Annotated in this window: 12 protein-coding genes; 3 read left to right on the top strand and 9 right to left on the bottom strand. The window is 70.1% G+C overall.

Annotation, left to right across the window (positions count from 1 at the left end):
• The first annotated feature begins 3 nt into the window (after window positions 1-3).
• On the top strand, window positions 4-1,233 hold the full coding sequence (locus tag E0F75_RS35085) for an aromatic acid exporter family protein (RefSeq protein ID WP_229315031.1): 1,230 nt from the start codon (window positions 4-6) through the stop codon (window positions 1,231-1,233).
• A 34-nt stretch (window positions 1,234-1,267) separates the two neighbouring features.
• On the opposite strand, the gene E0F75_RS35080 is transcribed toward E0F75_RS35085, so the two are convergent.
• The 5 genes from E0F75_RS35080 to mgrA all read right to left on the bottom strand — a co-directional run bounded on the left by E0F75_RS35080 (window position 1,268) and on the right by mgrA (window position 5,663).
• Window positions 1,268-1,894, bottom strand: a complete 627-nt coding sequence (locus tag E0F75_RS35080) for a hypothetical protein (protein ID WP_229315030.1) — start codon at window positions 1,892-1,894, stop codon at window positions 1,268-1,270.
• A 283-nt stretch (window positions 1,895-2,177) separates the two neighbouring features.
• The gene (locus tag E0F75_RS35075; RefSeq protein WP_229315029.1) at window positions 2,178-2,735 is read right to left on the bottom strand and encodes a hypothetical protein; all 558 of its coding nucleotides are present in this window, start codon (window positions 2,733-2,735) and stop codon (window positions 2,178-2,180) included.
• 255 nt (window positions 2,736-2,990) lie between these two features.
• The gene (locus E0F75_RS35070; RefSeq protein ID WP_229315028.1) at window positions 2,991-3,728 is read right to left on the bottom strand and encodes a VOC family protein; all 738 of its coding nucleotides are present in this window, start codon (window positions 3,726-3,728) and stop codon (window positions 2,991-2,993) included.
• 72 nt (window positions 3,729-3,800) lie between these two features.
• Window positions 3,801-4,571: a hypothetical protein gene (locus tag E0F75_RS35065; protein ID WP_229315027.1), complete on the bottom strand. Its 771-nt coding sequence runs from the start codon at window positions 4,569-4,571 to the stop codon at window positions 3,801-3,803.
• 99 nt (window positions 4,572-4,670) lie between these two features.
• Entirely contained in the window at window positions 4,671-5,663 is a 993-nt protein-coding gene (mgrA, locus tag E0F75_RS35060) for an L-glyceraldehyde 3-phosphate reductase (RefSeq protein ID WP_229315026.1), read from the bottom strand.
• 141 nt (window positions 5,664-5,804) lie between these two features.
• On the opposite strand from mgrA, the gene E0F75_RS35055 reads away from it, so the two are divergent.
• Window positions 5,805-6,692 carry a LysR family transcriptional regulator gene (locus tag E0F75_RS35055; protein ID WP_229315025.1) on the top strand — a complete coding sequence of 296 codons (888 nt, stop codon included), beginning with the start codon at window positions 5,805-5,807 and terminating at the stop codon, window positions 6,690-6,692.
• Between the two features lie 193 nt (window positions 6,693-6,885).
• Here E0F75_RS35055 and E0F75_RS35050 read toward each other — a convergent pair whose 3' ends face one another.
• Complete coding sequence (locus E0F75_RS35050; RefSeq protein ID WP_229315024.1) at window positions 6,886-7,938, bottom strand: YncE family protein; 1,053 nt, start codon at window positions 7,936-7,938, stop codon at window positions 6,886-6,888.
• 146 nt (window positions 7,939-8,084) lie between these two features.
• On the opposite strand from E0F75_RS35050, the gene E0F75_RS35045 reads away from it, so the two are divergent.
• Window positions 8,085-8,996 carry a LysR family transcriptional regulator gene (locus E0F75_RS35045; protein WP_229315023.1) on the top strand — a complete coding sequence of 304 codons (912 nt, stop codon included), beginning with the start codon at window positions 8,085-8,087 and terminating at the stop codon, window positions 8,994-8,996.
• A 136-nt stretch (window positions 8,997-9,132) separates the two neighbouring features.
• On the opposite strand, the gene E0F75_RS35040 is transcribed toward E0F75_RS35045, so the two are convergent.
• The 3 genes from E0F75_RS35040 to E0F75_RS35030 all read right to left on the bottom strand — a co-directional run.
• Window positions 9,133-9,777 carry a dihydrofolate reductase family protein gene (locus tag E0F75_RS35040; protein ID WP_229315022.1) on the bottom strand — a complete coding sequence of 215 codons (645 nt, stop codon included), beginning with the start codon at window positions 9,775-9,777 and terminating at the stop codon, window positions 9,133-9,135.
• Between the two features lie 218 nt (window positions 9,778-9,995).
• Window positions 9,996-11,030: an endonuclease/exonuclease/phosphatase family protein gene (locus tag E0F75_RS35035; protein ID WP_374115493.1), complete on the bottom strand. Its 1,035-nt coding sequence runs from the start codon at window positions 11,028-11,030 to the stop codon at window positions 9,996-9,998.
• A 132-nt stretch (window positions 11,031-11,162) separates the two neighbouring features.
• On the bottom strand, window positions 11,163-12,064 hold a 902-nt coding region (locus tag E0F75_RS35030; protein ID WP_229315020.1), incomplete at its 5' end, for a hypothetical protein.

Raw genomic sequence — 12,064 nt, 5'->3', positions numbered from 1 at the left:
GGCGTGGCAAGCGGCACAGGACGGCACGACCGGGCAGACGGGCTGCTCGCGCGCCTCCGGCGCGACCCCTTCGCCGTCCAGACCGTACGGTCCGCTGCAGCTGCCACCCTCAGCTATGTCGTCGCCCTCCAGCTCAGCAGCGAACCGGTTCCCCTCACCGCACCCCTCACCGCCCTCCTCGTCGTCCAGGTCACGCTCTACTCCACCGTGACCACCAGCCTGCGCCGGGTGAACTCGGTCGTCGTCGGCGTCCTCATCGCCATCGCGTTCAGCGCCGTCGTCGGCCTCTCCTGGTGGAGCCTCGCCCTCGTCATCCTCGCCTCACTGCTCGTCGGCCGACTCGTCAAGGTCGAGGAGTTCATCCCCGAGGTCGCCATCAGCGCCATGCTCGTCCTCGGCGTCACCCAGGTCTCCGACACCGCCTGGGACCGCGTCCTGGAGACCCTCATCGGCGCCGTCGTCGGCATGCTCTTCAACCTGCTCCTGGCCCCGCCCGTCTGGGTCGACACCGCGGGCGACTCGATCGAGGACCTCGCCCGACGGATGCGGCTGCTGCTCCTCGACGTGGCGGACGAGTTCACCGGCGCACCCCCCGTCGAGCAGGCCGCCACCCGGCTCCACGAGGCCCGCCGCCTCGACAACGACGTCGCCGACGTCGACGGGGCCCTGCGTACCGCCGAGGACAGCCTGCGGTTCAACCCCCGTGTCAAGGAAGGCCTCCTGCACCGGGTGGTGCTGCGCACCGGCCTCGACACCCTGGAAATCTGCGCCGTCGTCCTGCGAGTCCTCGCCCGTACCCTCACCGATCTCGCGAAACAGCGTGACGGACACCAGCTGCTGCCCGAACCGGCTGCCCTGGCCCTCCGGGAGACCGCCCAGTACACCGCCGACGCCCTCGTCAGCTTCGCCGTCCTGGTCACCACACAGGGCAGCGAGGACGCCGAAGCCGCAGAGACCCGGCTCGCGGGCGAGCTGCGGGCGGCCAAGGCCTGCAGAGACCACGCCGCCGACCGGCTCCTCGCCCTCGCCCTCGCCAACCCCGGCCGCTGGCAGCTGTACGGAGCACTGCTCACCGAGATCGACCGCATCCTCGACGAACTCGACCCCGAACACCGCGGCCACCGGCTGATGGAAGAACTCGACCGACGGGTCCGCGAAAGCAGCGACCGCCGACGCCGCCTCGCCCTCCGTCACCGGCGGGACACGCGCCGCCCCACCCGCACCGACGGATGACCGCTCACCAGTGGGAGGCCCGAACCGGCGAGCCTCATGCGGGTGCCTGGCGGTCGGGCAGCGAGTGCGCGAGGAGGTACTCGGTCGCTCCGGCGATGGCCTCGGCATACGTGCGGTGGACGGGCTCGGACTCCGTGTCCTGGTGGTCTGCGGCGGTGGCGGCGAACCACCAGGCGTCGGCGTCGGCATCGTGGTGCACCACGGCGGTACCACCCGCGTAGTGGAACGGGATGGACTCGCTGGCGGCTTTCCTGACCACGGCGTGGGGCCACTTGAGACGGGCGGACTGACGCTTGATGCCGCCCCAGGCAGCACCGAGCTGGGCGTAGTTCGCTCCGCTGCGGCCGGCGACGGTGGCGGCGCTCTCCGCCAGCCGTTCGACGGACTGCTTGGCTTCGTACAGAGCGCGCAGAAGGGCCAGCTGCACATCGGGCGCTGCCATGAGTACGGGGTCGAGGGACCTGCCGGCGGCGCGGTAGGCCAGCGCGCGGGTCGAGATCCGTTCGGCCAGGGCGCGCACGGCATCGTGGACTCTCTCGTCCATGGTGAACGCGTCACCCTGGACGGGCTCGCTCCAGGGAGGCTCCACCAGTGTCGAGGCGGCGGTCCAGAAGTTCTCGTCGTTCCTGTCGGGAGTCGGAACTGCACTCACATCACTCATGCGACAAGTCTAACTGTCGCGTGAGCGATCCGACAGGAATATCTGTCGCTGCCCTGATGGCCCGTCTCCACGCGCACCCGCCCCGACGCGCGCCACACGGGACAGGCCCCGGCTACGACGCCGGTCGCCAGTCCGATGAGTGGGGAGGTGGCCAGAGCCGGCAGGTCCGTCATGCTCGCCCGGAGCTCCCCTCGCCCCGGGAAGGCCACCACCTCCTGCAGGCCGGCCGGGTCTACCCGCGGGGCCCACCCTCACGTGGACCCTGGCCACCGCGCGTCTGGTGTCATCGGCCGCGCCGGTTCTCCGCGCCTCGGCTCCGGCGGGCACGTGGGGGGCGCTGGCCGCGACGCGCGGCGGAGACGTCGTCTGCGTCGGTCGCCTGCGGGGAGGAGAAAGTGGCTTGAACGGGCGCCGCGAGCGCGGGCTTGGTGGCGGCGGGAACCGGGACACCGGGCGGTGTGGCGGCGCCTGGAAGGAGTGTGGCGTTGACGATGTGCGGAGCGCAGGCCTGGCAGACCTCGGTCAGGGTCCACACATCACCCACGATCCGGTTGTGGATGAGGACCAGCAGGGTTCGGCCCGTGCATGTTGTCCTGGTGGTGTGGTGGCGGCAGTCCGCCGCTCCGCAGGCGCAGGTGGCGTTGGGGCGTGGGGTGGCGGAGCGTGCGTGGGCCTGGACGTGCTGCTGCGCGAAGCGGCGCAGGGCGTTGATGTCCCTGGAGCGTGGGGGCATCCGGCACGCCGTGGTGCTGCACGCCACGGTGGCGGAGTGGTCGGGGTGCCCGGTGAGCCGGACGGTCCAGGTTCTGCCCGGCAGGCGTGATCCGGGAAGGCTACTCACTTCGTGTGTCCGTTCGATCGTGGGTGTGATGGTTTGGTTTTACCCTCCCATGGCGTGGGGGTCACATCGGTGTCGACGGCAGCGGCGTGCGGTGGCCGGATACGGGGCTCGGGCGCAGGGGCGGATGGAGTGCAGGTGGTCGAGCCGGCCTGTGGGGTGGTGCGCGCAGGACACCATCCCCGTCTCCGGCGGCATGTGCTGACGCCGCGCGGTCTTCGCCGCCGACCCGCCAACGGCCGGAGTGGTTGCTCAAGGTCAGCGAGGGGTGAGCAGGCAGAACTCGTTGCCTTCCGGGTCGGCCAGAACCGTCCAGGAGATGGCGGACTGGTCGATACCAGGATCGGTGGCGCCCAGAGCGCGCAGTCGGGCTTCCTCTGCCGCCAGGTCGTCACCGGGGTAAGGACAGATGTCGAGGTGTACGCGGTTCCACCCGCTCTTGGTATCGGGGGTGCGGAGGAACTCCAGGTAGGGGCCGACGCCTTGAGAGGATCGCAGGGAAGCGTGGTCGTCGGCAACCTCGTGCAGCGTCCAGTCCATCGCCTGGTCCCAGAACCGGGCCAGCCCTCGTGGGTCGGTGCAGTCGACCACCACCGCGGCGATCGGACCGGTGTCCTGGTAGATCGGGCGGGGCTCCAGGACGCAGAACTCGTTGCCCTCCGGGTCGGCCATGACCGTCCAGGGGACGTCGCCCTGACCCACGTCGGCGAGCGTCGCGCCGAGATCCTTCAGGCGCGCGACCAGCTCCGTCTGATGGGCCCTCGAGGTGGTGGCCAGATCGAGGTGCACCCGGTTCTTCACTGTCTTGGGTTCCGGGCGGGCGATGATGTCGATGCAGACGGCCACGGGGTCGGGGTAGGAGAAGCCCACGGGTTCGAGGTTGGTCACGCCGGGTCCCTCGCTGTCGACACCCCAACCGAGTGCCTCCGCCCAGAACCGGCCGAGCGCGGCGTCGTCCTGGGCCTTCATGTTGATCTGCACGAGTCTTGTTGCCATGCCGCCGATCCTAGAAGCTGCCGTCGGTGGACACGCCGTTCGTCGAAGGGGCCCCCGGCCACCACTCAGGACTCATAGGTAACGGATGGGCGGCGGCGTGTTTGCCGTCTCCGGCTCTGCTGTCTCTTCCTGGGGCTCCTCGGTCACACGCGGTGGAAGGGGCAGGTCCTGGAACAGAAGCCACACTCGGTGCTTCGCGTCCGAGTCGCAGCACTCGTCGTAACGGACACCGACTTTGAAGTCGCTCGCCTTCACACTCTCGGGAAACGTGGCGTCGATGCGACAGCTCATGATCAAGGAGCCCCGCTGGGGGAAACTGGTTCCGTCGCTGTCGTTCTGGAGTTCCTCGCAGCCCGAGTAGAACGGTCCAGAGGAGAGCTCGCACAGACCGACGCCTTCGAGGGGCAGGCAGTCGGGGAACTTCGACGGCTTCACGAAGAAGTCGAAGCCGTAGTTGTGCCCCACCCACAAGCTGTTCGGAGAGGGGATCTCCGGACGCCGGTCGTCGGTGACGGTCATCTGCACCGTCAGCGTGACGTGTACCTCGCCGGGCTTGTCGTACTGCCCGCCGGCACCGTCGACATCCCTGGAAAAGCCCCTCCAGGCGTACCCGTAACGCCAGTCGTCGACGGTCAGCTCGGTCAGCTCGGGCGTGACCGGCGTCGGGGAAGCCGTCGCCTCGGGCAGGGGAGCAGCCGTTGTCGCCGTCGGGCCGGAGCTGGGAGTGGCGACTCCCTGCGAGGCCACGGCGGACGGCTTCGGGTCGTCCTTCTGCCCTGAAGGCACGGCGCACGCCGTGGTGGTGACGAGTACGGCGACGGCCGCGAGGAAGCGGTTGCGCACGATGGCCCCCTGGCTATGAGCATGGCGTGGAGGAAGAGTAGCGATCCCAGGAGAGCCAGAAGGGCTCATTCAGCGCGGTTGAGGGACGGCTCTCGCGCGTCAGGGACGGACCAGCGCGTCGACCAGGGCCAGTTCCTCGCTGTCGAAGTCGAGGTTGTGGAGGGCAGCCACGCTGTCCTCGAGCTGCCGTGCGCTGCTCGCGCCCACCAGGGCGGAGGTGACGCGGCCGCCGCGCAGCACCCAGGCGAGGGCGAGCTGGGCCAGGGTCTGGCCACGGGAGGCGGCGATGTCGTTCAGGGCGCGCAACCGGGTCACCAGGTCCTCGGTGACAGCGTCCCGGTTCAGGAAGGGGCTGTCGCTCGCGGCCCGTGAGTCCTCGGGGATGCCGTTCAGGTAGCGGCCGGTGAGCAGGCCCTGTTCCAGCGGGGAGTAGGCGATGGAACCGATCTGCAGGTCGTCGAGGGCGTCGAGCAGGCCTTCGTTCTCCGGGCGTCGGTCGAGCATCGAGTAGCGGGGCTGGTGAAGGGTGAGTGGTGTGCCGAGCCCGGCGAGGATGCGGGCAGCCTCGCGGGTCTGTTCGGCGGAGTAGTTGGAGACGCCGACGTACAGTGCCTTGCCCTGCTGGACCGCGGAGTGCAGGGCGCCCATGGTCTCTTCCAGGGGCGTCTCCGGGTCGAAGCGGTGCGAGTAGAAGATGTCGACGTGGTCGAGTCCGAGCCGGCGCAGGCTCTGGTCCAGCGACGACAGAAGGTACTTGCGGGAGCCCCACTCGCCGTACGGGCCGGGCCACATCAGGTATCCGGCCTTGGTGGAGACGAGCAGTTCGTCGCGGTAGGGCGCGAAGTCCGTCCGCAGGAAGGCGCCGAGGGCGGACTCCGCCGTGCCGGGCGGGGGCCCGTAGTTGTTAGCCAGGTCGAAGTGGGTGATCCCGAGGTCGAAGGCGCGGCGCAGGATGGCGCGCTGGGTCTCCGCCGGGCGGTCCGGGCCGAAGTTGTGCCAGAGCCCCAGGGAGAGGGCGGGGAGCTTCAGGCCGCTGCGCCCGGTGCGCCGGTAGGGCATGTCGGCATAGCGATCGGAATGTGCGGTGTACAACGTGACTCCATGGCATGGGGAAGGCCCCCGGTGAACGGGGGCCGGCGGGGAGGTTGTCGTGCCGCCACCAATCTCCCTCGACCCATGGGCATGAATCCAACAGGAGAATCCGATGGGATTCAGCGCGTAGGCTTCTGAATCATGGAACTGCGGCATCTCCAGCACTTCGTCGCCGTCGCCGAGGACCGGCACTTCACGCGGGCCGCGGAGCGGCTCATGGTCTCCCAGTCCGGTCTCTCGGCGTCGATCCGGGCCCTGGAGCGGGATCTGAGGGCTCCGCTGTTCGTACGGAGCACCCGCCGGGTGATGCTGACGGAGGCCGGGCGGGCGCTGCTGGTCGAGGCGGAGCGCATCCTGGCGCAGGTACGGGCCGCCCATGAGGCAGTGGCGGCCGTGCAGGGCGTAGTGCGAGGCACGCTCCGCCTGGGGGCCGAGCAGTGCGTCGCGGGAGTGCACGTGGCGGGACTGCTGGCCGCGTTCAGGCGGCGGCACCCCGAGGTGGAGATACGGCTGCGGCAGGAGGGTGGGCTCGCACTGGCCGAGGACGTCGCCGCCGGACGCCTCGACCTGGCCTTCGCCTACCGCACCCGGGCAGACTCCGACCAACTGCGCTCGGTGCCACTGGCAGCCGAGCCGATGACGCTTCTGTGCCACCCCGAACACCCGCTCGCCGCAGCCCGGCCGGTCCTCGCCCTTGGAGATCTCGCCGAGGAGGCCTTCGTCGACTTCCACCCCGGCTGGGGACCACGTCGGGCCACCGACGCGACCTTCGCCTCCGCGGGCGTACCGCGAACCGTGACCCTGGAGGTGAACGACGTGCACAGCCTCCTGGACCTGGTGGAGGAGGACCTCGGTGTCGCTGCCGTACCGCGCCATTTCCGGCACAAGCGGGACTCCCTGCACGCCATCCCTCTCGCCGACACCGGCGAGGCGGTCTACGAGACAGTGGCCCTGCTGCCACCGCCGCAAGCCACCAGCCCGGCAGCCCGCGCGCTGATGACACTTCTGGAGCGGGGAACCGCCTGCTGATGCGCGAGAGGACGTCCGCGCCACGGATGCTCACCGGGTGGGGGCGATGTCGGGCGGCGCGGGCACTTCTGGGGGCGCCCTCCCGGTCAGCCGGCGACGGCCGGGCGACGGCGAGGTACGGAGGCCGGGTTCCGCACCGGGATCGCCGGAACGAAGCCCCGCAGGCGGTGTCCGCTTCCGCCCCGCACGGCGATCAGGCCGGCCGCGGGAGATACGCCAGGCCGTGCGCGCCGGCCTCGCCGAGCTTGGCGATGTCCAGCCGGGCCAGGCGATCCAGCGTCTCCAGGTCGACGACATCGACGGTGGAGGAGATGGCGCAGGCCACATAGGCGAGTCGGCCGTCGGGAGACGAGGTGATGGTCAGCGGGAAGAGCCCGACCGCGAGTTCACCCACCTGCTTGCGGGTGTCGGCAGCGAACACGGTGAGGCGGCCCGGCGCATGGCGTCCGAGTCGCGACCCCGGATCGGGTGCCATGCGCACTTCGCCCGCGAGCAGCCTCCCCGTCGAGGTCTGATGCACCGGCAGGACGATGTCCTCCGTGGGCAGGATGTCGACGACGGACGCGCTGCGGGCGTCGATGACCCTGATCCCCGTGGGCGGCCGCCCTTCGGCGGCGGCGGAGAAGTCTCCGTAAGGCCCGGCGACGAAGACGTGCGTCCCGTCGGCGGAGACGGCAAGGCCCTCGCTGCCCGGTACCTCGACCTTCGAGGTGAGGACGCCCCGTTCGAGGTCGACGACCGACACGAACGGCGCCTCCTTGTTGGTGGCGTACCCCGTCCGGCCCGCCGGATCGATGGCGAACCAGTGCGGGCCGGGCGCGTCGGTGTCGATCCTGCCCACAGGCCGGCGGGTCGCCGTGTCGATCACCACGACACCGCCGGGCCGGTTCGCGGCGCCCTCCACGCTGACGTAGATCCGACCGCGCGCCGGGTCCAGCGCCAGGCCGTGCGGCCCGTGTTCCGGGCCGATGTCGACGATCTCGACGATCCGGCGGGTGTCGGGGTCGATGACGGCCAGGTCGGTGCGCCGGCCGCCGTTCGCGTGGTAGTAGCCCGAGCGGTACGTCAGCGTGCACCACAGGAGCCGGTGCGTCGCGTCGAAGCACAACTCGTGAGGTTCGGCCGGGACTTGCACCTGGCCGAGGTGGCGGTCGGACGCGGCGTCGAAGAACGAGACGGTCGGCCCGCTCTGGCTGACGACGGCCAGGACATCGCCTTCCCGACAGGTACGGGGGGACTGGTGCACAGCGGCTCCTCGGGATGGGGTGGAGGGAGGGATGCCGCGCGTTTCCGCGGGCGTCTCCACTCTCGGTCCCACAGAGCGCCACAACAATGCAAAGATGAGCATCCAATCATTGCCTCAGATGTAAAATTGCAGTTCAGGAGCCATTGATGGATCTCAACCTGCTGCGCGTCCTGGACGCCTTGCTCCAGGACAACAGCGTGACCCGAGCAGCGGAACGCCTCGGTACCTCGCCCGCGGCAGTGAGCCGCACCCTGGCTCGGCTCCGCCGTGCGGTCGGCGACCCGCTGCTCGTCCGGGCCGGTCAGGGAATGGTCCCGACCCCGCGCGCCCTGGAACTCCGGGAGGAGGTGGGCGCGTTGCTGCGCGGCTGTGACAACGTCCTGCGGCCCGGTCCCGGTTTCGACGCCGCACGTCTCCACCGCACGTTCACGGTGCAGGCGGCCGACCTGCTCCTGGTGGGACTGGCCGCGAGCCTGACCGAGCGGATCCACGCGGAGGCACCGCAGGTGGACGTCGTCTTCCTGCCCGAGGCGGTCGAGGGCGGCCCCGGGCTGCGACAGGGCTGGGTGGACGTCGAACTCGGCGTCCTCGGGCACCTGGACCCGGAGATCCGAACCCGGCGGCTCGCGCGGATGACGCCGGTCGGCATCGCCCGTCACGATCACCCTCTCTTCGACGGGCCGATCGACGCCCGCCGGTTCGCCGCGGCCGACCACATCGGCATCTCCCGGCTCGGCAAGCGCCTCGGGCCCATCGACCACGCGCTGGCAGAACTCGGACTGCGGCGCCGGACCGCGATCGTGGTACCCAGCCACACGAGCGCGATGATGCTCGCCCGGGACACCGACCTCGTCGCGCTCAGCCTGGCCGACTGGCTCCCCGACACCGTCTCCGCCATGGGGCTGCGGACGTTCGCCATCCCGCTCGACCTGGCATCCATGGACCTCGGGATGGCCTGGCATCCTCGCAACTCGGCCGATCCGGGCCACAGTTGGTTCCGCGAGCACCTGGCTGCCGCCGTCCTCGCCCCGGCGGGGCTCGGTGACGCCAAGCACTGATCCCCGCCGGGCACCACCCTGCACCGGAGCAGGGCCGCTGACGACCCACGGGGGCGTCATCGTCGCCGACGCCACCGCGGCATCACTTCGCGGCACGTTGCCGCGAGGACCGCTTCGGCCCCGACCCGGCGGGGCTTCAGCCGTTGCTTCCGAGACCGCGATCGGGCAGGCTCATGTCCCCCGTCGCGGGAGTGCCGTCGGCGATCCCGTAGCGCAGGAACACGGTCCCCGTCGGGCCGGCCACCGGGGGCGCGAGGAGCGTGACGTTGGTGGGCACCGCGCCGTCGTCGAACACCTTCTTCCCGACGCCGAGCACGACCGGGTGCACCCAGAGATCGAGACGGTCGAAGAGCTTCTCGCGCAGCAGAGTCTGCACGAGGTTGAGACTCCCGACGACCTTCACGTCCTCATGCCGGTCACGGATCTCACGCACCGCGTCGGCGAGGTCCGGGCCGAGCTGTGTGGACCCGGCCCACGACAGGTCGGGCGTGCCGCGCGACGCCACGTACTTCGGGACGCTGTTGAACAGCGTGGCGATCTCGCCGTCCTCGCCGCCTTTCTGGTGAGGCCAGTAGGCGGCGAAGATGTCGTACGTCCGCCGGCCGAGCAGGAGGGCGTCCGTGCCGTCGTACGCGGCTCCGATCTGCGCCCCGGCGACCTCGTCCAGCAGGGGCGCCTGCCAACCGCCGAACGGGAATCCCACCGGGTCCTCGTCGGGACCACCGGGCGCCTGCCCGACGAGGTCGAGGGTCGCGAACAGCTCGATGGTGATGAGGCCCATGGCTTACTCCCGCTGAGTCGGTTGTCTCCGTCAAGAGATAGCCCCTGCCGGTCGGCCGCCGATTCATCGACGCGAGGGAACCCTGCTCGCCCGGTCGCTGGTTGGGCCGTCCGGCCGAAGCCGTCGGTCCGTCCTCAGCACGCGGCCTCCGTTCCCCTGGCGGTTGCCCGTTCCCCACGACGACCCCTGAACGGCGTGCGGATGCCGGGACCATCCCCTCAGTGCAGTTGGATCCTGGCGGCGACCGGCAGATGGTCGCTGCCGGTGTCGGGCAAGGTGCGGATGTGGACGACGGTCGCCGAGCGGGCCATGACCTGGTCGATCCGGGCCAGCGGAAGGGCGGCGGGGAAGCTGAAGGCGAAGCCGCGCTCCGCCACGTTCATCCGTGAGGTCAGCGGAGCCAGCCCCCGGTCGTCGACCGTGCCGTTGAGGTCGCCCAACAAGATCACTGCTCTCACCTTCTCGGCCGCGACAGCCTTGCCCAGCAGACCGGCGCTCTCGTCACGCCAGGACGACGCGAGGCCGCTCGCCCGAACGCGGACCGAGGGCAGGTGCGCGACGTATGCCGCGATCTCCCCCTGCGGCGTGTGGACCACGGCCCGCAGCCCACGGCTCCAGGGCCCAGCAACCCCCTGCGGTTTGACATCCAGCAGCCGGACACCGGTCAGCGGATGCTTCGACCACAGCCCGACCGTGCCCCGGACCGCGTGGTACGGGTAAGCCGGGGCGAGAGAACTCTCGTAGACCGGCAGCGCCGGGGGCACCAATTCCTGCAGCGCGATCAGATCGGGCTCGGCATCAGCCAGGGCAAGGGCCGTGCCCGCAGGGTCGGGGTTCTCGTCGCTGACGTTGTGCTGCACCACCACCAGCTCGTGCGCGCCAGGCTTCCCACCAGGCAGGAACAGCCCGCCGAAGAGGTACGTCCAGGCCACCGTCGGCAGCAGCAGGGCCACCAGCGCGGTGGCCGAACGGCGCAGCAGGGCCACGCCGAACAAGGCCACGACAGCCAGGCCGAGCCAAGGAAGGAACACTTCGAGCAAACTGCCCAGACGGCCCACGGCATTGGGCACCGCCCGGTGGAACGCCAACAGCCCGGCCGTCAGCACAGCGCAGGCCGCAGGGGCCCGCCCCCGCGTCCAGACCGATCGGCCCCTCGCGTCCCCTCCCCTCCCCGCACCGGGAACCCGCCCCCCGGCCCGGCGCCGCGCTCTCCAAGGCACCCTTGCCCTCCAAGGCACCACGGCCCTCAGCATCGACGTCACACCGCTGCTCGCCCGCTCCACCCGGCTTCCCATCCACTCGGCCCCGTCCTGCAAGACGAGCCACCGGGCGAATCAGTTTCCGCATCCCCTCAGCCGTGGACCGCGACCGCGCGACACCGGACGCTACGACGACGCGCTGAGCGGCTGACGCGCGGCCTCGGTATGGACGGTAGCCAGTCCGTTCTCGTCGATGACGCAGCTCTCTGCGGCCGCCTTGCTCCTGAGCCGCGAGCGCACATCACTCTGGTCACCCGCAATGCAGAACTCCGCCCGCAGCGGGGGCGTGCCGTAGTACACGCCGTTGTCGCCGGGGCAGTCGAACACGGCGGGGTTGGGCGCGGCACAGCTGCTCCCTGAGGGAGGGTCACGCCGAGTGGGATGGGTGAAACCTGCACAATGCATCATCTCGTGGATGAGCGTTTGGGAGATCTCCTCATCGCCTTGCGGGAAGAGAACCCCGAAGTTGACATTCAGGCGCGAGCCTCCGACCGTCGCGCTCGCGTTCACGCCGGCCGTGGTGTTGGTCGTGTGGTGAATGGCGCGGTCATAGGCCTGGTGGAGCTTCGTCCTCTCGTCCGCCGACAGATTGCCGCACGCCGCCATGCGCGTCAGCGCGAACCTGTGCCGGTCGAGCGTCCGCTGCCGATTCCCCGCGGAGATGTCGCTCGCGAAGGTGAAGTGCGAGAGGACGAAGTTCATCGGGAACGCCGGACCCACTGTGTTGCCGATGACGTCATGTGCCCACACGCCACCGTCTTGGGTGGTGACGATGATGCGGTTGCCCATCGTGACGACGAACCGGTCGAACGCTCCGTTGAACGCAACCTTGGAACCACCGAACGCGAAACCCGGTCCGACCGTGTTGCCGGTGATGTCGTGACCGAACACACCACCGTTCTGGGTGATGACGATGATGCGGTTGCCCATCGTGACGACGAACCGGTCAACCGCTCCGTTGAACGCAACCTTGGAACCACCGAACGCGAAACCCGGTCCGACCGTGTTGCCGGTGATGTCGTGACCGA

The organism is Streptomyces sp. CB02980 (genome assembly GCF_014451325.2).
Classification (GTDB): domain Bacteria; phylum Actinomycetota; class Actinomycetes; order Streptomycetales; family Streptomycetaceae; genus Streptomyces.
This window is presented reverse-complemented; position numbering and strand designations above follow the sequence as displayed.